This window comes from Erysipelatoclostridium sp. An173, assembly GCF_963931465.1.
Classification (GTDB): domain Bacteria; phylum Bacillota_I; class Bacilli_A; order Erysipelotrichales; family Coprobacillaceae; genus Thomasclavelia; species Thomasclavelia merdavium.
Genome location: NZ_OZ007017.1, coordinates 1,343,966 through 1,364,731, shown reverse-complemented (window position 1 = coordinate 1,364,731; position 20,766 = coordinate 1,343,966). Strand labels below are relative to the sequence as shown.

22 protein-coding genes are annotated in these 20,766 nt (G+C 28.5%); 12 read left to right on the top strand and 10 right to left on the bottom strand.

Annotated elements, in window-relative coordinates:
* Positions 1-8: 8 nt before the first annotated feature.
* The 11 genes from xseB to ABGT36_RS06815 all read left to right on the top strand — a co-directional run bounded on the left by xseB (position 9) and on the right by ABGT36_RS06815 (position 10,779).
* Complete coding sequence (gene xseB / locus ABGT36_RS06865; protein ID WP_087298505.1) at positions 9-233, top strand: exodeoxyribonuclease VII small subunit; 225 nt, start codon at positions 9-11, stop codon at positions 231-233.
* On the top strand, positions 226-1,074 hold the full coding sequence (locus tag ABGT36_RS06860) for a polyprenyl synthetase family protein (RefSeq protein ID WP_087370451.1): 849 nt from the start codon (positions 226-228) through the stop codon (positions 1,072-1,074). The genes xseB and ABGT36_RS06860 overlap by 8 nt, the downstream gene beginning before the upstream one ends.
* Complete coding sequence (gene dxs / locus ABGT36_RS06855; protein ID WP_346677354.1) at positions 1,074-2,948, top strand: 1-deoxy-D-xylulose-5-phosphate synthase; 1,875 nt, start codon at positions 1,074-1,076, stop codon at positions 2,946-2,948. Before ABGT36_RS06860 ends, dxs begins: the two co-directional genes overlap by 1 nt.
* Positions 2,929-3,732: a TlyA family RNA methyltransferase gene (locus tag ABGT36_RS06850; protein WP_087298508.1), complete on the top strand. Its 804-nt coding sequence runs from the start codon at positions 2,929-2,931 to the stop codon at positions 3,730-3,732. Before dxs ends, ABGT36_RS06850 begins: the two co-directional genes overlap by 20 nt.
* A gap of 8 nt (positions 3,733-3,740) precedes the next feature.
* A complete protein-coding gene (recN, locus tag ABGT36_RS06845) occupies positions 3,741-5,396 on the top strand; it encodes a DNA repair protein RecN (protein ID WP_087370445.1) in 1,656 nt (551 codons plus the stop codon).
* A 53-nt stretch (positions 5,397-5,449) separates the two neighbouring features.
* Positions 5,450-6,442, top strand: coding sequence for a SpoIVB peptidase S55 domain-containing protein (locus ABGT36_RS06840; RefSeq protein WP_346677351.1), 993 nt, complete (start codon positions 5,450-5,452; stop codon positions 6,440-6,442).
* Between the two features lie 49 nt (positions 6,443-6,491).
* On the top strand, positions 6,492-7,703 hold the full coding sequence (locus ABGT36_RS06835) for a DNA polymerase IV (protein ID WP_346677349.1): 1,212 nt from the start codon (positions 6,492-6,494) through the stop codon (positions 7,701-7,703).
* 51 nt (positions 7,704-7,754) lie between these two features.
* Positions 7,755-8,318, top strand: coding sequence for a hypothetical protein (locus ABGT36_RS06830; RefSeq protein ID WP_087298511.1), 564 nt, complete (start codon positions 7,755-7,757; stop codon positions 8,316-8,318).
* A 69-nt stretch (positions 8,319-8,387) separates the two neighbouring features.
* Positions 8,388-9,302, top strand: a complete 915-nt coding sequence (gene xerD / locus ABGT36_RS06825; RefSeq protein ID WP_296883199.1) for a site-specific tyrosine recombinase XerD — start codon at positions 8,388-8,390, stop codon at positions 9,300-9,302.
* A 19-nt stretch (positions 9,303-9,321) separates the two neighbouring features.
* Positions 9,322-10,503, top strand: a complete 1,182-nt coding sequence (locus ABGT36_RS06820; protein ID WP_087298513.1) for a phosphopentomutase — start codon at positions 9,322-9,324, stop codon at positions 10,501-10,503.
* Positions 10,504-10,512: 9 nt separating this feature from the next.
* On the top strand, positions 10,513-10,779 hold the full coding sequence (locus ABGT36_RS06815; protein WP_296883197.1) for a hypothetical protein: 267 nt from the start codon (positions 10,513-10,515) through the stop codon (positions 10,777-10,779).
* A gap of 234 nt (positions 10,780-11,013) precedes the next feature.
* Here the strand turns inward: ABGT36_RS06815 and ABGT36_RS06810 are convergent, their stop codons facing one another.
* The 8 genes from ABGT36_RS06810 to ABGT36_RS06775 all read right to left on the bottom strand — a co-directional run bounded on the left by ABGT36_RS06810 (position 11,014) and on the right by ABGT36_RS06775 (position 18,244).
* A complete protein-coding gene (locus tag ABGT36_RS06810) occupies positions 11,014-11,259 on the bottom strand; it encodes a hypothetical protein (protein WP_300078149.1) in 246 nt (81 codons plus the stop codon).
* 20 nt (positions 11,260-11,279) lie between these two features.
* On the bottom strand, positions 11,280-12,701 hold the full coding sequence (gene purF / locus ABGT36_RS06805; RefSeq protein ID WP_308698311.1) for an amidophosphoribosyltransferase: 1,422 nt from the start codon (positions 12,699-12,701) through the stop codon (positions 11,280-11,282).
* Positions 12,702-12,768: 67 nt separating this feature from the next.
* Positions 12,769-14,496 (bottom strand): GNAT family N-acetyltransferase, encoded by a 1,728-nt coding sequence (locus tag ABGT36_RS06800; RefSeq protein WP_346677348.1) that lies wholly within the window; start codon positions 14,494-14,496, stop codon positions 12,769-12,771.
* A 12-nt stretch (positions 14,497-14,508) separates the two neighbouring features.
* A complete protein-coding gene (locus ABGT36_RS06795) occupies positions 14,509-15,735 on the bottom strand; it encodes an ATP-binding protein (protein ID WP_087298525.1) in 1,227 nt (408 codons plus the stop codon).
* A 49-nt stretch (positions 15,736-15,784) separates the two neighbouring features.
* Positions 15,785-17,149: a PFL family protein gene (locus tag ABGT36_RS06790; RefSeq protein WP_346677347.1), complete on the bottom strand. Its 1,365-nt coding sequence runs from the start codon at positions 17,147-17,149 to the stop codon at positions 15,785-15,787.
* A gap of 11 nt (positions 17,150-17,160) precedes the next feature.
* Positions 17,161-17,433, bottom strand: coding sequence for an ACT domain-containing protein (locus tag ABGT36_RS06785; RefSeq protein WP_087298527.1), 273 nt, complete (start codon positions 17,431-17,433; stop codon positions 17,161-17,163).
* A 121-nt stretch (positions 17,434-17,554) separates the two neighbouring features.
* Positions 17,555-17,872 (bottom strand): PTS sugar transporter subunit IIB, encoded by a 318-nt coding sequence (locus tag ABGT36_RS06780; RefSeq protein ID WP_087298528.1) that lies wholly within the window; start codon positions 17,870-17,872, stop codon positions 17,555-17,557.
* Positions 17,873-17,929: 57 nt separating this feature from the next.
* Positions 17,930-18,244 carry a PTS sugar transporter subunit IIB gene (locus ABGT36_RS06775; RefSeq protein ID WP_087298529.1) on the bottom strand — a complete coding sequence of 105 codons (315 nt, stop codon included), beginning with the start codon at positions 18,242-18,244 and terminating at the stop codon, positions 17,930-17,932.
* 241 nt (positions 18,245-18,485) lie between these two features.
* Here ABGT36_RS06775 and ABGT36_RS06770 point away from each other — a divergent pair, with 241 nt between their 5' ends.
* The gene (locus ABGT36_RS06770) at positions 18,486-19,031 is read left to right on the top strand and encodes a metallophosphoesterase (RefSeq protein WP_087298530.1); all 546 of its coding nucleotides are present in this window, start codon (positions 18,486-18,488) and stop codon (positions 19,029-19,031) included.
* Positions 19,032-19,091: 60 nt separating this feature from the next.
* Here the strand turns inward: ABGT36_RS06770 and ABGT36_RS06765 are convergent, their stop codons facing one another.
* Both ABGT36_RS06765 and ABGT36_RS06760 read right to left on the bottom strand, forming a co-directional pair.
* Entirely contained in the window at positions 19,092-19,424 is a 333-nt protein-coding gene (locus ABGT36_RS06765; RefSeq protein ID WP_087298531.1) for a helix-turn-helix domain-containing protein, read from the bottom strand.
* Between the two features lie 331 nt (positions 19,425-19,755).
* Positions 19,756-20,751: a metallophosphoesterase gene (locus tag ABGT36_RS06760; RefSeq protein ID WP_346677345.1), complete on the bottom strand. Its 996-nt coding sequence runs from the start codon at positions 20,749-20,751 to the stop codon at positions 19,756-19,758.
* Positions 20,752-20,766 lie beyond the last annotated feature (15 nt).

Sequence of the window (20,766 nt, the reverse complement as noted above, 5' to 3'; positions counted from 1 at the left end):
GGATAGAATTGGAAAATATTACTTTTGAAGAAGCAATGAAAAGATTAGAAGAAATAGTTGCAGCTTTAGAAAATAATCAGGTTTCTTTAGAAAAAAGTGTTGATTTATTTCAAGAAGGTATTAAATTATCAAAGATTTGTAATGATAAACTTAATAATATTGAAGATAAAGTAGCTAAAATTTTAGTTGATGATAAACTAGAAGATTTAGAAATAGAGGATAAAAATGGATAGTATAGTTGAACAAATCAACACTCGATTAGAAACAATTTTAAATCCATATCAAGATTCTAGAGTTAAAGATGCAATGATGTATTCATTGCAAGCTGGTGGAAAGAGAATTCGCCCTGCTATGATGCTTCAAGTTATTCGTAGTTATGGATTAGATTGGCATCCATATCTAGATATTGCTTGTGCTATTGAAATGATTCATACATATTCATTGATTCATGATGATTTACCAGGTATGGATAACGATACATTAAGACGTGGAAAACCTACATGTCATGTACAATTTGATGAAGCAACAGCTATCTTAGCTGGAGATGGTTTGTTGAATGAAGCTGTTAATATTATTTTAAATACTAATGTTACAAGTAATCAAAAAGTTGCATTACTAAAAATTTTATATCAAGCAGCTGGTATCAATGGAATGATTTTTGGACAATCATTAGACTTAAAATTTGAACACCAAAAAGCAAACCAGCAAGAACTAAATATGATCCACCATCATAAAACAGGTGACTTAATTAGTGCTGCATTAATGATGGGAGCTTGTATAGCTAATGAAGCTGATCAAAAAATCTGGCAAGAGATTGGATATAAAATAGGTTTAGCTTTCCAAATCCAGGACGATGTTCTTGATGTAGTTGGAAATAGTGAAATTTTAGGAAAAGAAGTAGGAAGTGACATAGAAAATCATAAATCTACTTATGTTACTTTAATGGGAGTAGAACAATCTAGTCAGGAAGTAAATAAATTATTTAAAGAGGCAATGGAGTTAATATATAAATTAAGGATTAATCATGGCTTAATTTTAGAAATTATTGAAAAATTACAGAAAAGAGTGAAATAATGGATCTAAATAAAATTAAAGATCCCTCTTTTTTAAAAGAGTTGGATATTAGACAATTAAATGAACTAGCTGGAGAAATACGCCAATTTTTAATCAATAGTATTTCGCAAACTGGAGGGCATCTTTCTAGTAATTTGGGGGTAGTTGAATTAACAATAGCTTTGCATTATGTTTTTAATTCGCCAGAAGATAAAATATTTTTTGATGTTGGACATCAATCATATGTTCATAAAATTTTAACTGGTCGTGCTAACCAATTTGCCACATTGCGTAAGTATGGTGGACTTTCGGGATTTCAAAAACGCTGTGAAAGCGAGCATGATTGCTTTGAAGCCGGCCATTCTTCTACCGCATTAAGTGCAGCAATAGGAATGGCAGTAGCTCGTGATTTAAATCATCAAAATTTTCATGTTATTCCCGTTATTGGTGATGCTGCAATGGTCGGTGGAGAGTCATTAGAGGCATTAAATCATTTAGGTTCAATTAACAATAAAGTGATTATTATCTTAAATGATAATCAAATGGCAATTGGTAAAAGTATCGGTGGTTTTGGTGAATTTCTTTCTTCTGTTCGTATTAGTGGGACTTATAATAATTTAAAGGAAGATTATCGTAACTTAACATCACATAATAAATTTGGACAAATGATTTTTAATGTTTCTAAAAGAATCAAAGATTTTGTTAAACATGGTTTAATTGATGATACAATTTTTGAAGATTTTGGTGTTGAGTATTTAGGGCCGGTCAATGGTCATAATTTTGATGATTTGATTAGAGTTTTAAATTTGGCTAAAAATAGTAAATCAAGTGTCGTTGTTCATGTAGTGACTAAAAAAGGACGTGGTTATAAATTTGCAGAAAATGATAAATCAGGAAAATGGCATGGTATTGCTCCATTTAATATTGCTGATGGTACTTTAAAAAATCCTGGAAAGAATGGCAAAGTTAGCTGGTCTAAAGTTGTCGCTGATTATATTGAAATGAAAATGGCTAGTGATCAGGATATTGTCGCTATTACTCCAGCAATGATTCATGGCTCAGCAATGGATAACTTATTTAAACATTATCCTGATCGTTGTTTTGACGTAGGAATTGCTGAAGAACATGCATTAACTTTTACTTGTGGTTTATCATTAGCCAAGAAAAAGCCGTTTATTTCCGTTTATTCTTCTTTTTTACAACGTGCCTACGATCAAATAAATCATGATCTTGCTAGAATGGATTTAAGTTGTTTGATTTGTGTTGATCGCTGTGGTTTTGTTGGTGCTGATGGGCCAACTCATCATGGAGTATTTGATTTAGGAATTTTAAATCAATTACCAAATGTTATTATTTGTGCTCCTAATGATAGTGCTAATACTAAAAGATTTATTAATACATATTTAAAAAATAATGATCACCCTTATATTTTAAGAATTCCTCGTGGTGAAATTGAAAACAATGAAATTGAAGAGGATGAAATTTTACCGATTGGTAAATGGCAAATCGACATAACAAATGACTATGATGTTACAGTTATTAGTTATGGCCAAAATGTAACACGTATTAATGAATATTTTAAGGATAAAGAAATAAAGATAAGGTTAGTAAATGCTTTATATATTAAACCGATGGATACACAAATGTTGCAAGAAATTGTTGATGACAAGCCATTAGTTGTATATGAAACAGATTTAAAGATCAATTCGCTTGCAAGTAATATAGCTTATTATTATTCACAAAATAAAATTTTGAAAAATATCTATAGTTTTGGTGTTGATGATCATTATTCTACACAAGGTACTATTGATGAAATCTTAAAAGATGAAGGTTTAGATATGGATAGTTTTTATCAACGGATAAAGGAGATTATTAATGAAGAAAGAACGAATTGATGTTTTATTAGTTGAACAAGGTTTTTTTGATTCACGCGAAAAAGCTAAAAGAGCGATAATGGCCGGAATAGTACATGATGAACATGATATTATAGATAAGCCAGGCACTAAAATACCAGTTGATTCAAAATTATATGTTAAAGGTAAAGTTTTGCCTTATGTTTCTCGTGGTGGCTTAAAGTTAGAAAAAGCCATAAAAGAATTTAATTTAGATTTAAAAGATAAAATCATGGTTGATATTGGTAGTTCTACGGGTGGCTTTACTGATTGTGCGCTGCAAAATGGTGCTAAATTAGTTTATGCTATTGATGTTGGAACTAATCAATTAGTTTGGAAATTAAGAAATGATCCTAGAGTTGTCGTAAAAGAACAAACTAATTTTAGATATGCAACAAAAGAATTGTTTGAATATGGTATACCATCATTTGCAAGTATTGACGTATCCTTTATTTCTTTAAAATATATTTTTGAACCACTTAAAGACATTTTATCTAAAAGTGATCAGGTTGTTGCTTTAATTAAGCCACAATTTGAAGCAGGAAGAGAAGAAGTTGGAAAAAAAGGAATTGTAAAAGATGCTAAGATTCATCATCAGGTTATTGAAAATGTAATTGAGTTTGCTCATAACAATAATTTTGAATTAGAACAGTTAACATTTTCACCAATAACTGGTGGTGAAGGAAATATTGAATTTTTAGGTTTATTTGTTAAAGACGGTATTTTTAATAGTGACATAAATATCGATGAAGTAGTAAATAATGCGCATGATTGTTTTAAAAGGTAGGTGAAAATATGCTAGAAAGTATCTATATTGAAAATTTTGCTATAATTGATCGTTTAGAGGTGGATTTTTTAAATCATATGACAGTTTTAACTGGGGAAACTGGAGCTGGAAAATCAATTATTATTGATGCTATTGGTCAATTAATGGGCAATAGAAGCCAAACTAGTTTTATCAAAGCTGGTAAAGATGAGTGTTTTATTGAAGGTGTTTTTACTATTGCTAAAAATTCACCAGTTTTAGCTAAATTAAAAGAATTTAGAATTGAATTTGATGATAAACTAGTAGTATCAAAGTCATTTAATCGTGATAACCGTACAGTTATTAAAATCAATTATAGAAATGTATCAAAGATGGTATTGCAATCAATTATGAGTGAGTTGATTGATATTCATTCACAGTTTGAAACTCATAGTTTATTTGATTCTAATAATCATTTAGATATTTTAAATCATTTTATTGGTTCTTCAATTGAATCTTTAAATAAGCAATATAGTTTAGCATATCGTACTTATCGAGAAATAAATCGGGATTATCAAAAAGCTTTGAATGAGGAACTAAGCGATGAGCAATTAGAATATTATCAAAGCCAATTAGATGAGATAAATAGTCTTGATCTAGATACAATTGATGAAGATAGTCTTGACTATGAAAAGAAACAATTACAAGAATATGAAAAAATCAAAGAAAAAATTAATAATTATCGCCAATATATTAATGGTGAATATGGTGTTTTAGCAAATTTAAATAATGCCGTTAATGAATTAGAAGCGATTAGTGATAATCCTAATTATAGTAGTATCTATGAAAAAATGTATGATTTATACTATAATTTAATGGATTTAGATGATGAAGTAATAAGTGAATTTAATAGCACTAATTTTGATGAGTATCGTTTAAATGAAATACAGGAAATTTTATTTAAATTAAATCGCTTGAAAAGAAAATATGGACCATCAATTTCAACTATCAAAGAAGCCAAAAAAGAAATTGAAATGAAAATTGCAACCTTTAATAATCGTGAAAGATTTTTAAATGATCTAAAAAAACAATTATCAATTGCATTTCAAGAAGCAAAAGAGCTGGCTGATGCTATAACTGAGCTTCGAAAACAAGAAGCGCAAAAGTTTACGGATGCTGTAACTAATGAGTTAAAATCATTATATTTAGATAAAGTTGTGTTTAAGATTGATTTTAAAAAAATTGATTTGCAAGCTAATGGACAAGATAAAGTAGAGTTTTTAATCTCAACTAATGCTGGTCAAACATTAAAACCATTAAATAAAGTTGCTTCTGGTGGGGAAATGTCACGTATTATGCTTGCAATTAAGATTTTATCTTTAAAAAGCAGTTCTATTGAAACTATAATTTTTGATGAAGCTGATACTGGTGTTAGTGGTAAAGTTGCTGAAAGTATTGGTGCTAAAATGAAAAAAATAGCTAAAGATCATCAGGTTTTATGTATTACTCATTTAGCACAAGTTGCTGCTTTTGCTAAAAATCATTATTTAATTAAAAAAGTAGCTAATGATAATGATACTAACGTATCAATAACTAAATTAAATTATGATGAAAGTATTATGGAAATTGCTAAATTAATATCTGGTAAAGAAGTATCTCATGAATCGATTGAACACGCTCGAAAATTGAAAGAAAATAGCGAATAAATAATTACATAATAGCCAAACTAAAATGTAGCTAATGCTACAAGGAGGTTTTTATGCTTTTTAAAAAGCTATTCCTTTCTTTGATCCTGGCTTTGACCATTATTAATCCAGTTGCCGCTTATGCAATATCACTAATTCCTGGTGGCGATTCAATTGGAATTGAATTAGATTATCAAGGTGTTGTTATTACTGGTGGATATGCAATAGAGATTGATAACAAAAGTTATAATCCAATTAGTGATGATTTTCAAGTTGGTGATTTAATAACAGCCATTGATGATCAAAAAGTAACTTGTATTGAAGATTTAACATATGTGATCAAAAATAAAACTGATGATTTAACATATGATTTAACTATTAAACGTGGTGATAATGTAATTCATCAGGATTTAAAAGTTGTTTATGATAATCAACAGTTTTCAACTGGACTATATGTAAAAGATTCTATTAGTGGAGTAGGGACTTTGACCTTCTATAATCCAGAAACACATTCATATGGGGCTTTAGGCCATGCTATGAGTGATTCTAAACTAGATAGTGAAAGTTTGCTTCAAGAAGGAAGCATTTATGAAAGTAATGTAACTAGTATCAAAAAAGCAACAAGTCAATCTTCAGGAAATAAAATTGCAGACATTTCCAATGTTGAAATAGGTAGTATAAACAGCCATAGTCAATTTGGTATCTATGGAACTTATAATTATGATATTTCCAATCGTGAAATGATGGAAACTGCAACTATTGAAGAAACGAAACTTGGTAAAGCTTATTTCTTGACAGTTTTAGAAGGTAATGAAATTGTAAAATGTGAAATTGAAATCACAAAATTAAATAGTCAAGATACGGTTAAAGAAAAGGGCATTGAATTTACAGTAACTGATAAAGAGGTTATTGAAAAAGCTAATGGTATAGTACAAGGAATGAGTGGCTCACCAATTATTCAAAATAATAAGATAGTTGGTTGTGTAACTCATGTATCAGGAAATAATCCAATGACCGGATATGGTTTGTATATTGATTGGATGTTAGAAATGGATAGTCAGGAATAAACAGGTGCTCTAAATGAGCACCTTAATATTTAGATAATGGAGGTAAATGATGATGCAAGTAATATTTCACATTGATTTAAATGCTTTTTATGCTAGTGCTGAAATTTCTAGAAATCCTTCGTTAAAAGGGAAACCAATCGTAATTTCAGGAAAATCTAAAAGAAGTATTATTACAACTGCTTCATATGAAGCTAGAAAATACGGGATTCATTCAGCAATGCCTCTTTTTCAAGCTAAACAATTATGTAAAGACTTAATTATCTTACCCGCTGATTTTGAGTTATATCATCGTTTATCAAATGAATTTTTTACAATAATAGCATCATACAGTGAAATATTAGAGGTGGCTAGTATTGATGAGTGTTATCTTGATGTTACAGCAATTATTCAAGAGAAAAAAATTCATCCAGTTGTTTTAGCTAAAGATATCCAGACTAAAGTGTATGAACAATTAAATTTGCAGTGCTCTATTGGTATTTCTCCTAATAAGTTTTTAGCTAAGATGGCAAGCGATATGAAAAAGCCAATGGGAATTACTGTTCTTACTAGAAATAATTTAAAAGAAGTAATGTGGCCATTAGATATTAAAGATATGTTTGGTATAGGTAAAAAAACACAGCCTAAGTTAAGAGCGGTTGGTATTAATACTATTGGTGATTTAGCTGATTATAAAAATTATGATAATTTAAAAAAGGTTATTGGTAAAAATGCTTTACTAGTTTATCGAAAAGCTAATGGTATCGATACTAATCCGGTTGATTATGGACATAATGAGTTAAAATCAGTGGGGAATTCAACAACTTTACCAGCTGATACTAACGATGAAGTATATTTAAAAGAAGTTTTAAGTAATTTAGCAAAACAAGTATCCACGAGAGCTTTAAAAAGAAATCTGGTATCTAATTCGATTTCGATAACAATTAAATATACTCGCTTTGAAAGTGTTACTAGACAAACAACTGTTTTTAAATATATCAATGATTATGAAACAATTTTATCAACTGCTAAAATGCTATTTGATAGTAATTATAACGGTAGACCAGTTCGATTATTGGGGGTCAGTTTAAATAACACTATTAATAAGAAAAATTTAAAAGAGCAGATCAGTATTTTTGAAGTTGAACAACAACCAAATATAAAAAATGAAAATTTAGATAAGTTAATCGATAAAATTAATGAAAATTTTGATCATCCATTAGTTACTAAAGCTTCTGCTTTGTCTAAAAAAGAAAAACAACCCCAAAAGAAATATTTAAAATAAAAGAATAAAATTTTTAAAATGCTCATAAGTTATATAAACGGAGGAACACTTATGGGTATTTTAAACAAAATATTTAAAAATGAAAAATTAGTAATTAATACGTTTGCAGCAATTTTATTTATTTGTGGATTATTATTTGGAATTGTATTTTATTTTTATGGTAATGAAACAATAGTCCAATTAAATAAATATATATTTTTTTATAAAGATAATACAGCAACAAATAATTACAATCTTTATTTAACAATAACTAGTTTATACATACTTTTATCATTAATAATATCAACAAGTTTTTTAGGAGTTATTTTAAATAGTTTTGTAATTTTTTCAAAGGGAATGCAGATTGCAATTGCTACTATTTATTATTTTACTTTAAACAAATTTAGTGCTTCAATGCTTTTTTTTAGCTTTTTTCCACAACTTATTTTAGAACTAGCCTTATTATATGTAATTTCAATAATTGCCATTAGATTGTCATTAAATTGCTTTACAATATCATTTTTAACAACTGAAGTTTTTAATAGTCGTAAAATAATTAATTATATATTAGATTATATTATTATTATTTTAATCATTGTAAGTCTGTCAATGGCATTTAAAGTTTATGTACTTTAGTTACCAAATCATTGGCAATATTATTTTTAAACGTGTTATAATATCCAAGTAGGCAGGATGTGTTGATAAATGGAAGCAAAAGAGGTATTAGAAGAATATAAGCAATACTTAATAGTTGAAAAAGGATTAAGCAAAAATACGGTGAGTGCGTATGATAGAGATCTTAAAAAGTTTTTTAAATATATAAATGAAAAATTTGAAATAGATCAGGTAGAAAAAATTGATAAAGAACATATACGCCTATATTTAAAAGAACTAGGCAAAATTCAAAGTACTAATTCTGTTTCTAGAAAAATTGTATCTTTACGGATGTTTTATCTTTTTTTAGTGAGAGAAAAAATTGTTCCTAATAATTTGATGAGTAGTTTTACGCTGCCAAAAAAAGATAAAAAATTACCAACGGTATTATCTAAGTCAGAAATGGCTGAACTTTTAAATAGTATTGAAGTGGTTGATGCAATAAGTTCTAGAAATCGCTGCTTAGTTGAATTACTATATGCAACAGGAATGCGTGTTTCAGAATTATTAAATTTAAGAATGTCTGATTTAAATATTAAAATGGGGTTTGTAAAAGTAATTGGTAAAGGTGATAAAGAGCGACTAGTTCCAATAAGTAAATATGTTGGTAAATTATTAACGCAGTATATCAATGAATATCGTGATGAATTAAATTTAAAAAATGATTCATTGTTATTTTTCAATCAACATGGTAATCCATTAAGTCGCCAAGAGTTTTATCATATACTTAAGACAATTATTAATACAACAACGGTAAATAAAAACATTTCTCCCCATACTTTTCGACATACTTTTGCTACTCATTTATTAGAAAATGGCGCTGATCTTCGTTCGATTCAAGAGTTGCTTGGACACAGTGATATTTCAACAACTACTATTTATACGCATATTTCTAATCAGAAAATTAGACAAGAATACCAGCAGTTTCATCCAAGAATGAAAAAGATAATTGATAATGATAAATAGTTTACATATGGAGGGTAAGATGAAATATAATCGAATTTTTTTAATAGTTTGTGATTCTTTAGGGATTGGAAATGCTTGTGATAGTGCATTATATGATGATTATGGTGCTAATACATTAAAGCATATCTGTGAAAAATGTAATGGTTTAGATGTAGTGAATTTAGAAGGACTAGGATTAGGTAATTTAGGTGACTTTAAAGGTATTCATCAATTAAGCTTACAATTAGGATATACGCTTTCTTTAAGTGAGATTTCTAATGGTAAAGATACTATGACTGGTCATTGGGAAATGATGGGATTAAAGACAGAAAAACCTTTTATCACTTTTACTGATACTGGTTTTCCTGATGAATTTATTCGTTTATTTGAAGAAAAAACAGGACGAAAATGTGTTGGTAATAAAGCGGCTAGTGGAACTGAGATTATTCAAGAATATGGTGAACACCAGATTAAAACAGGCGATTGGATTGTATATACATCAGCTGATTCAGTCTTCCAGATAGCAGCTAATGAAGAAGTAATACCGCTAGAAGAATTATATGAAGCTTGTCAAATTGCTCGTGAACTAGCAATGGATGAACGATGGAAAGTAGGTAGAATTATTGCCCGTCCATTTATTGGTAAAAAAGCAGGGGAGTTTGAAAGAACTGCTAATCGCCATGATCTAGCCTTAGCCCCATTTGATAAAACTGTATTAGACACTTTAAAAGAGAATAATTTTGATGTAATCGGTGTAGGTAAAATTCCTGATATTTTTGTTAATCAGGGAATAACAAGAAGTGTTAAGACTATTAGCAATAAAGATGGTATGGAAAAAACTATTGAATTAGCTAAAACTAACTTTAACGGATTATGCTTTGTTAATCTTGTTGACTTTGATGCTAAATACGGTCATCGTCGTGATTATCAAGGATATGGTCAGGCAATTGTCGAATTTGATGAACAGTTAGGTGAATTGATGAAATATTTACAAGCTGATGATTTATTAATGATAACTGCTGATCATGGTAATGATCCAACATATAAAGGTACTGATCATACGCGTGAACAAGTTCCTTTGATCATTTATTCTAAAGAATTATTGCAGCCACGTTGTTTAGCACCAATGGAATCATTTTCAGTAATCGGAGCAACTATTGCAGAAAACTTTAATGTTGAACTACCTAAAATTGGAAAATCAATTTTAAAGAATATAATTTAAGGAGTATACATGGAAGATAAGACTAAAAGATTAATTGTAATGTCAATATTAGCATATGGGATTGGAACTTTCTTATTTGCAATAGGAATATTGACAAGAACTTTTATTGGTACAGTTCTATTTTATATTATTGCGATTGCATTGATTGTTTGTGGAATATTAGCTTTATTTAATAATTATCGAAAAAATGAAAAATTTAAGATATACATATATTTAATTATCGTAGGAATATTTTTCTTTGTTTTAAATACGGCTGTATTTATTAATACAATTTAGGAAATCTAACAGATTTCCTTTTTTATTCACATTGTGCACATTTTATTCACATTATTCCATACATAAAAATTTCATAATATACATTATGCGAAGTTATATATATATAATTATAATAAGAACAGGAGCGATTTACGTTACCCCTGTTCTTTATAAATTAAATATTTAATCCTGCATAGAATGCTTCATGTATTGCTTGATCTACTTTTCGTGGTTTAACAGCATCACCAACTGAGACTACTCGAATTCCTTATTTTTTACAGAAATTCTTCCGATAGCAGAAATTATTGTATCAGCTTCTGTAAATATTTTTTTACTCATATTATCAACTGTTAATACTTTGTCTTTAAAAATCTCTACAATTGATGTATGAGCATGGAATTTAATTTGATATTGATCAAATAATCCTGTTGGTCGATATAAAGATATTATTGGTACTCCACCTGTAGAATTTAATAATAATGGTGCTTGTTTAAGCACCATTATTATTATGTAAATTAATTTTAGATTTTTCCTTTTTTCTCTTTATCATGTTCAAAAGCATCATAAATATCAGTTACATAATCGCCATTGAAACATGCTAGACATAAACCACATTTATGTTTTTCTTTGTTGAAATGAATTGATTTATCAATCCCTTCTTCACTAATAAATGCTAGTGAATCAGCTTCAATATATTCGCACAATTCATCAACTGATAAGCGATTGGAAATTAATTCATCCATTGTTGACATATCAACTCCATAAAAACATGGATATTTAATTGCTGGTGAAGCGATTCGTACATGAACTTCTTTGGCCCCTGCTTCTTTTAGTAGTCTTACAATTCGTTTAGATGTTGTTCCCCTAACGATTGAATCATCTATCATGATTACACGTTTGTCTTTTACAATTGATGAAACAGCGGAAAGTTTCATTCGTACACCTTGTTCTCTCATTTCTTGAGTCGGTTGAATAAATGTTCTTCCAACATATTTATTTTTTATTAATCCCATTTCGTATGGTATTCCTGAAGCTTCAGAATAACCAATAGCTGCAGAAATTGATGAATCTGGAACCCCAATTACTAAATCAGCCTCAACTGGAGATTCAATAAATAATTGTTTTCCTGCAAGTTTTCTAGTTGTATGGACATTTATACCATCTAGATTACTATCAGGGCGTGAGAAGTATATATACTCCATTGCACATATTTTATCTACAACATCAGTTGTATATAATTTTGATTTAATTTCACCATTTTTTACACGAACAATTTCCCCTGGTTCTAAATCTCTTAAAAATTTAGCCCCTACTACTTCAAATGCACAAGTTTCTGATGAAAATACATAAGCACCGTTAGGAAGTTGTCCAATAGAAATTGGTCGTAAACCATATTTATCACGAGCGACATATAAAGCATTTTCTATTAATATTAAAAATGCAAAAGCGCCATCTAATTTATTTAATGAATTACAGATTCGATCAATCATATGCCCTTTTTCACGCATAATAAGATGACCTAAAATTTCTGTATCAGAAGTACTAGAAAAGATACTTCCTTTTTTTTCTAATTCACTTTTTAATATATTAGCATTTACAATATTACCATTATGAGCAATTCCTAATGAGCCATTTAATGTTCTAAATAATAAAGGTTGTACATTAGCAATTCCTCCACCACCAGCTGTTGAGTAGCGAACATGACCAATTGCATAATCTCCAATCATCTTAGAAATCTTTTCTTGATCAAATACTTCAGTAACTAAGCCTTCACCTTTTTGAATTGATAATGCTTCTTTATTTTTTACAATAATACCAGCGGCTTCTTGACCACGGTGTTGCAAGCTATGTAAACCATAATAACACATTGCTGCGGCATTTTCGTAACCACATACAGCAAAAACACCACATTCTTCATGTAATTGACGATCTTGATAGTCCATTAACTAACCTCCTTTAAATCTTTTTTATTTTATAATGTAGAAGTTGGTTAGTCAATAAAAAATTATCTCAGAGACACTCGTTGATATAAAAATTATTATCTTGACAACTATTTTTTAAGAAGTTTGTCAACATTGTACAAATAACCTGGCTTTCACCATTAATATTTGTAAGCATATCTGATTCAATTATTAATTCTTTATCATCATTAATAATTGCTGCAATCATTTTATTCAATGCAGTGTCATTTTCATAAATCAATTCAGAAACCTTAATTTGATTTTCATCTTCGCTATAGATCATGTAGCCGATGGCATTAGTTTTATCATAAAATATTTTCAATGATTCATCATACGCTAAACAGCGAGCAATTAAATAATTTTTGTAATAATCTAAATCACGTTTTCGATAACCGTTATATTTTTTGGTAAATTTTTGATATAAAGATAATGACTTAGTACAATCATAATCAGTTATAATATTTAAATCACTATTATTTTGATAGAACTCTTTATCAACTTTTGTTATCTTATGAAAATAATCTTCTTTAAATCCAAAATTATAATATATTTCTGGTTGATAAGCTTGTAATAGAATTTTTTGTCCTTGATATTGTGGTAAGTTTAAAACATAATTCATTAATTTTTTCATTAAACCTTGTTTTTGGTAATTCTTATCAGTAGCCACACCTAAAATAAAGTATGCCAAACATTCCTTATTATCTAGTATTATTGTATAAGGGACAATCTGTACCATTGAAACAAGATGATGGTTATTTTTCAATAAATAAGTATTTTCATTTTGATAACATTTATCAAAATAAAATTTAGTTGATTGCTCATTTTCATCTTTAAAACTTTTTTTCCATAAATCAATTATTTGTGGAATATCGCTATTGTTTGCTTTAACAATTGATTGATTGTTTGTAACGATTGTATATTTATGAATCATTTTAATTGGATGAAGCATTTTTTTAGCTCGTCTTAAAGAATCTAGACCCATATCTTCTTCTCTGTTTACAAGTTCATAATCGGCATAGTTTTGCTCTAAGAAAAATTTGCCGATTGCAACATATAAACCGCGAATATCTTTATTTGCTTTTTCAACATGAATTTGTACTGTTTTATGTTTTAATGGTGATCCAATTATAAAAGCTTCTAATTGACCATTAAGATAAATACAACCTGTTTTGATATTTAATTCTTTACGATGTACTAAAAGATATACGATACCAATAAATTCAGATACGACACTGTTTTCATTGCTATGATCAGTATCCCATTTTTTAAGACAGTTTAAAACATTATCAATATCTTCATCTTCAATTTCTTTATAAACGTAATCAGGATGTTCTTTTATAAAAGCATTAAAATGATTTCGTCTTTTTTGCATTTTTTTACCTGATAATGTTTCTAAAGATTTTTTTTCGTAAACATAATCATCGTTATCTTCATTATGTAAATATAAGAATTTATCTTGGTAAATTTCTTTAATTTTATTGACAAATTTATCTACTGCTAGATCTATTCTAAAAGCAAAATGATGATTATTTGCATACTCCATCATATACTCAATAGCTTCTTGATAATATTCTTCTTTACAAAAAGGCATTGAGAAAAAGTGTTCGTTTAAATATGTATGCAACATAATTAAGTAATGATCATGAATTTCATAATAGATTTCATATTCATGATCCCACATCATCATTGTTACAAAATTAGAGTTATAGCCTTCATAGTTAGCATCATCTAAATATTTTTTGATTTTATCATAATCACTTATTAATAATTTTTTCATAATACCTCGACTCTATTTTCCAAGCATTGCATGAATAAACTGTTTAGCTGTTCTTCCTGAAAAACCGCCATGACGAATTTCCCATGTTAATGCTTTTTGATGTAATTCGTCACGATCCATTTTTAAACCATATTGCTTAGCTAGTCCATCGACAATGTTTAAATAATTAATGCGATCAGGATGCATGAATAATATTTTAATACCAAATCTAGAACTTAATGAAGTTTTTTCTTGTTTAGCATCGTTAATATTAACCTCATCTTTGTCTTCACGTTCACTCCATGTTTGTTTAACAATATGACGACGGTTACTAGTTGCATAGATTAAAATATTATCTGGTTTTTTCTCTAAGCCACCTTCGATAACAGCCTTTAGATATTTGTATTCAATTTCAAATTCTTCAAATGACAAATCATCCATGAATAAAATAAATTTATAATTACGAGATTGTAATTGTTGAATGATTTTAGGTAAATCTTTAAATTGATGTTTATATACCTCTATCATTCGTAATCCATCTTTATAATATTCATTTAATAAAGCTTTAATACTGCTAGATTTTCCAGTTCCACTATCACCGTATAGTAAAACATTGTTAGCTTTTTTACCCGCTAAGAAAGCTTCTGTATTGTTTCTTAGGGTTTGTTTTTGAGTTTCATAGCCAATCAATTGGTTTAAACGACCGTTTCCAATATGTATTATAGGCACAATTTTTTTATTTTCATAGCGAAATGCTTTATTTAATCCAAATTTTCCAACGCCGTATGTTAAAAAGAATTTTTCTAATATAGTATAGAAGTCATCTACATTATTACATTTTGTAAGATTTTCTTGTAAAGTTGTTGAGACTTCAAATAATTCTTGATTAATTACTGGTTTAGAAGGTGTAAAACTATTGATTAGATTTCTTTGTAATGGTTCTAACATCTCAAAATTTGTATTAAACATGTTAAATATAATTTTAAAATCATTCATTACTACTGCTTTTAAGTTGCTAGAAATTGGTTTTTTTCTTTCTAAAGCAAGTGTAAATGAATTTTCATTATTAATTAATAGATAAGTTAGTAAGCTATTAAATAAATTATCATATAAATTATATTTTTCAGCTAATTTTATTAACAGTGATACAAATTTATTACTGTTTTTAAGATTACCATTAATTAGCTCGTTATACATGTTAAAACATGATTCAATTTCATCATCTTGATATAAAGGATTAAAAACGATCAATTCATCCATATTATATTTACTCCTTTGTGAATAATTTAAAAAGACGATAATTCGTCTTTTAATTTTTAAAACTATGAATTGGGGCAGGAATTCTACCACCACGATTTACAAACTCTGCACAATCAAATTTATTGACTGGCATAATTGGAGCATAACCTAATAAACCACCAAATTCTACCACTTCACCGACATCTTTACCGATAACTGGAATGATTCTAACAGCAGTTGTTTTTTGATTGATCATTCCAATTGCCATTTCATCAGCAATAATTCCAGAAATTGTAGCTGGTGATGTACTACCAGGAATAGCTATCATATCAAGTCCTACTGAACATACACAAGTCATTGCTTCTAATTTTTCTAAAGTTAAAGCACCACGATTAACAGCATCGATCATCCCTTGATCTTCACTAACTGGAATAAAAGCACCGCTTAATCCCCCAACATAAGAAGAAGCCATAACGCCACCTTTTTTAACCTGATCATTTAAAATTGCAAGGGCTGCAGTTGTTCCAGGTGCTCCAACACTTTCTAATCCCATTCCTTCTAAGCAATCAGCAATACTATCTCCGATTGCTGGAGTTGGTGCTAATGATAAATCAATAATTCCAAAAGGAATACCTAGTTTTTCAGATGCTTCTAAAGCTACTAACTGTCCTACTCTAGTAATTTTGAAAGCTGTTTTTTTAATGATTTCACATAACTCACCAAAATCTTTACCTTTAGCTTTGTTTATTGCATTCTTTACAACACCAGGACCGCTAACACCTACATTAATTACTGCATCAGCTTCACTAACCCCATGGAAAGCACCAGCCATAAATGGATTATCATCAGGAGCATTACACAATACAACTAATTTAGCACAACCAATTGAATCATTTTCTTTAGTTAAATCTGCAGTATCGTGAATAATTTCCCCCATTAATTTTACTGCATCCATATTTATTCCAGTCTTTGTTGATCCAACATTGACAGAACTACAAACATTGTTTGTTACTTTCATTGCTTCAGGAATAGAGCGAATTAGTAATTCTTCAGCTTTTGTCATTCCTTTAGAAACAATAGCACTGTATCCACCGATAAAATTTACCCCTGTTTTTTTAGCACATTCATCTAATGTTCTGGCAATTTTTACAAAATCATCAGTGCTTTTACATGCATTTGCACCAATAAATCCTATTGGTGTTACAGAGATACGTTTATTGACAATTGGGATACCATACTTCATTTCAATTTGTTTGCCTGTTGCCACAAGATCTTTGGCCACTGTTGTAATTTTATTGTAAATATTTTGACATAAAACATCGATATCATGATCCATACAGTCTAATAAACTAATCCCTAGTGTAATGGTTCTGACATCAAGGTTTTCTTGTTCAATCATTTTATTTGTTTCTGTAACTTCAAATAAATTAATCATCATTAATCTCCTTAAATACGGTGCATTTTATTAAAAATATCTTCATGTTGTAATTTAATGTTTACACCTATTTCTGCCCCTAAATTATTTAATTCATCACAAACAGAACCAAATTCATCAATTACAGATGTTAGTTCAACAATCATCATCATATTAAAATATCCTTGAATAATAGTTTGTGAAATATCTAAGATATTTATTTGCTTTTCAGCTAGAAAAGTACATACTTTGGCAATAATTCCAACTTGATCCTTTCCTACTACTGTAATTATACCTTTTTGCATCAATCATTTACCTCCTAATATTTAGGATATTATATCATAGTAACAAATATTATAAAACCCCAAATAAAAATTTGAATAAAATTTAGTAAAAATAAAAATGGGTATTGCTACCCATTTTAAATTATTTACCCATCAATTTTTTTGCAAATTCGTAAACAGCTTTACCATTCATCATTCCGTAATCTTTCATTTCAATTACATCATAAGGAATATCTTTACCTGTTTCTTTGATGATTTGCTCTACTTCTTTTTTTGCATATCTTACTTGTGGGCCAAGTAATACACAATCTACAGTGTTAATGATTTTTTCACCTTCAGATAAAGGTAAAGCAAAGATTTCTACTTCTTCACCGGCTTCTTTTGCAGCTACTTCCATTTTAGTTACTAATAAACTAGTAGACATACCAGCTGCACAAACTAACATAATTCTAGTTGCCATATTTTTTTCTCCTCTAAATATAATAGAAAAGGTATTATAACAATACCTTTTCATTAATTATCCAATCATTTTCATTGCTGATTCGAATACTGCTTTACCGTTCATTGTTCCATAATCTCTCATATCGATTACGTCAACAGGGATAGGACCAGCTTTACGTCCTGCAGCTAATTTTTCGATTGCAGCTTTTTGGAATCTTACTTGTGGGCCAAGTAAAATGCAATCAACTTCTTCTAATACTCTTGGTGCATCAGAGAATGGTAATGCAAAGATTTTACATTCTACACCAGCTTCTTTTGCAGCAGCTTCCATTTTTGTTACTAATAAGCTAGTAGACATACCTGCTGAACATACTAATAAAATAGTTTTCATAATTATATACACTCCTTCTTTTCAACCTACGTTAATTTTACACCGAAAAAATGAGAATGTAAACACTTTCTTGTTTCTTTTAATCTATTTTTATAAACAAAAATACAAATTATCTTGATTAAATCATTTAATATTTACAATAAAAAATTTTTAATAAAACATGTAAATATTTCAATTCTAAAAAATTACATGTTATTATATATAAAGAATAATTATAAATAAAGGAGGTTTGTTTATTAAAATGAAATTGTTAGTTGTTAGTGATACCCATTTACAAAACGATTTATTTGAGCAGATAACAATGAAATACCCAGACATGGATTTTTATATCCATTGTGGTGATTCGTCGCTAGAACGTGATAATAAACTGCTTAAAGGTTATCTTACTGTAAAAGGAAATCATGATGAGGCAGATTTTCCTTTAGAAATTGAGTTTCAAAAAGATAACTATCGTTTTTTAGTTGTTCATGGACAACAACATCAAGTATATCAAGGAGATGATTATTTATATAATTATATGGTAGAGCATAATATTAATATTTGTTTTCATGGACATACTCATGTCCCTTCTTTAAGCAATATAAATAATCATTATATCATTAATCCTGGTAGTGTGATGATAAATCGGGGTTCTTATGGCTTTGGAACATATGCAATAGTTACGATTGAAAATGAAATTGTAGATGTTAAATATTATAATAGTGAAACTTATCAAGAATGTACTGATCTAGTTTTAAGTGACGGTAAATTGGTTTTAGAAGAATTTAAAAAGTTGTTAAAGTTATAAAATAAAAAAGCTGGATCTTGAAATGAACCCAGCTTTTTTAAATTTAAGTAATGCGTTAAATTACTTCTTCATTTTTTCTTCGTTTCTTTTTCTTTTATATTCAATAATAAACATAATCTCTTTTAAATCATCATCAGGTAATTCAGTTAAAAGACGTGCAATATTTGCAATATTATAATAATCATACTTTTTCCCGCTCATTATTTCTTCTACACTTCTACCATACAAGTTAGAAAAAATTCGTAATTCACTAACAGTAATATCTCTTTTCCCGTTTTCTATATCAGAAATAGCTGAATGAGGTACTTTTAAATATGCTGCAACATCTTTTTGTGTCAAATGTTTGAAATTCCGATAAGATTTTAATCTTGCTGCTAAATCTTTATCTATCATTGGTACACCTCCGCTAAATAGATTTTAGCATTTTCAATAATCAGTTGCAACAATATTTTGAATTAAACTAAAAAAATTAGAATTATAGTAAATGTTTTTTATCTTTTTTAGATAATAAACTACATAAACTGTTTAAATATTACAAGTTTATATTTTAAAATTGTCGATATATATTTTAAGAGTTTATACACCCATTGGTTCTTAATCATCAACAGTAGTGTAGTTTATAAAAATTAAATATGATATCATTTTGCCAAAACAATCAAAATTTAATCACTAATTGATAAAAACTCTCTTAGCATTATTAACATGCTAAGAGAGTTGTAATTAATTAGTCTTCTCTAGTATATTTTTTTACTAAATAAGAATTGTATAAAGCCATAACTGCATCAAGTTCATCTTCAGTTGTTTCAACATCAAAAAATTTTTCCGCTTCAATAGCATTTTCACCATATCCAAAATTATCGATTGTATCAATTTTTTGATAACTAATATATAATTTTTCTTCTCTAAATAATTCTTCAAGTTCTTCTTTTGTATATTTTTTAGAATTTATTTCGTTAATTTTATTTTTTACTTTTTCATAGCATTGATAACTATCTTTCGTTCTTTTTATTTCTATGATATCCTGATAGAGAATTTGGACACCACCGATTAGTTTATTTATATGATAATGTCCTGCAAACCAGGCATCAAAATTTACTGATTCTAAAATATTTTGAAGAAAGTTACATAAGTGGATATATTTTCCATGAGTGTAATAATCCATGATCGGTATATTATATCCTAAATGCATATTTATACTAGAAGGAACATCATGAGTGATAATATAATTGATTTGATTATGATATTTTTTTAAATTTGCAATAGCATTGTCTATTTCTTCTTGAACTGGTAATTCATCTTGCCACCAGCTAATATTTTCGATGCGATATTCAATGTCGTGAGAAAAAGCACCACCAAAACAAAAATAAGTTTCGTCATTGATCGTCATTATTTCCCCTCTTTTAATATGAAATAGCGAATCGCTTATTTTATGAGCTTTTGCACCAAAAAAATCAATGACTGGATATGTTTTTAACAAATTATGGTTTTCATGGTTACCATCAACATAAACAGTAGTCCAAGGTCTTCTAGAAATCCATTCAATCCATTTTTTATCACGGTTACCACCATTCCATACAAAACCAGCATCTCCACAAATAATTAAGATATCATTTTTAGTTAAATTATTACCTTCATCAAAACATTTAGAATTAAGTTTATCAATATCTATTGGACAATGAATATCACCAGTAATAAATACTCTTGACTTTTTTGTTGTCATATTAATCCCTCTCTT

Bases quoted from the DNA above. Each gene is read 5' to 3' on its own strand.
- ABGT36_RS06830 (WP_087298511.1), top strand. From the start codon at position 7,755: ATGGGTATTTTAAACAAAATATTTAAAAATGAAAAATTAGTAATTAAT.
- ABGT36_RS06820 (WP_087298513.1), top strand. From the start codon at position 9,322: ATGAAATATAATCGAATTTTTTTAATAGTTTGTGATTCTTTAGGGATT.
- ABGT36_RS06790 (WP_346677347.1), bottom strand. From the start codon at position 17,149: ATGATTAATTTATTTGAAGTTACAGAAACAAATAAAATGATTGAACAA.
- ABGT36_RS06810 (WP_300078149.1), bottom strand. From the start codon at position 11,259: ATGGTGCTTAAACAAGCACCATTATTATTAAATTCTACAGGTGGAGTA.
- ABGT36_RS06765 (WP_087298531.1), bottom strand. From the start codon at position 19,424: ATGATAGATAAAGATTTAGCAGCAAGATTAAAATCTTATCGGAATTTC.
- recN (WP_087370445.1), top strand. From the start codon at position 3,741: ATGCTAGAAAGTATCTATATTGAAAATTTTGCTATAATTGATCGTTTA.
- ABGT36_RS06795 (WP_087298525.1), bottom strand. From the start codon at position 15,735: ATGGATGAATTGATCGTTTTTAATCCTTTATATCAAGATGATGAAATT.
- ABGT36_RS06760 (WP_346677345.1), bottom strand. From the start codon at position 20,751: ATGACAACAAAAAAGTCAAGAGTATTTATTACTGGTGATATTCATTGT.
- ABGT36_RS06860 (WP_087370451.1), top strand. From the start codon at position 226: ATGGATAGTATAGTTGAACAAATCAACACTCGATTAGAAACAATTTTA.
- dxs (WP_346677354.1), top strand. From the start codon at position 1,074: ATGGATCTAAATAAAATTAAAGATCCCTCTTTTTTAAAAGAGTTGGAT.
- xerD (WP_296883199.1), top strand. From the start codon at position 8,388: ATGGAAGCAAAAGAGGTATTAGAAGAATATAAGCAATACTTAATAGTT.
- ABGT36_RS06770 (WP_087298530.1), top strand. From the start codon at position 18,486: ATGAAATTGTTAGTTGTTAGTGATACCCATTTACAAAACGATTTATTT.
- ABGT36_RS06800 (WP_346677348.1), bottom strand. From the start codon at position 14,496: ATGAAAAAATTATTAATAAGTGATTATGATAAAATCAAAAAATATTTA.
- purF (WP_308698311.1), bottom strand. From the start codon at position 12,701: ATGGACTATCAAGATCGTCAATTACATGAAGAATGTGGTGTTTTTGCT.
- ABGT36_RS06780 (WP_087298528.1), bottom strand. From the start codon at position 17,872: ATGGCAACTAGAATTATGTTAGTTTGTGCAGCTGGTATGTCTACTAGT.
- ABGT36_RS06835 (WP_346677349.1), top strand. From the start codon at position 6,492: ATGATGCAAGTAATATTTCACATTGATTTAAATGCTTTTTATGCTAGT.
- ABGT36_RS06775 (WP_087298529.1), bottom strand. From the start codon at position 18,244: ATGAAAACTATTTTATTAGTATGTTCAGCAGGTATGTCTACTAGCTTA.
- ABGT36_RS06815 (WP_296883197.1), top strand. From the start codon at position 10,513: ATGGAAGATAAGACTAAAAGATTAATTGTAATGTCAATATTAGCATAT.
- ABGT36_RS06840 (WP_346677351.1), top strand. From the start codon at position 5,450: ATGCTTTTTAAAAAGCTATTCCTTTCTTTGATCCTGGCTTTGACCATT.
- ABGT36_RS06785 (WP_087298527.1), bottom strand. From the start codon at position 17,433: ATGCAAAAAGGTATAATTACAGTAGTAGGAAAGGATCAAGTTGGAATT.
- ABGT36_RS06850 (WP_087298508.1), top strand. From the start codon at position 2,929: ATGAAGAAAGAACGAATTGATGTTTTATTAGTTGAACAAGGTTTTTTT.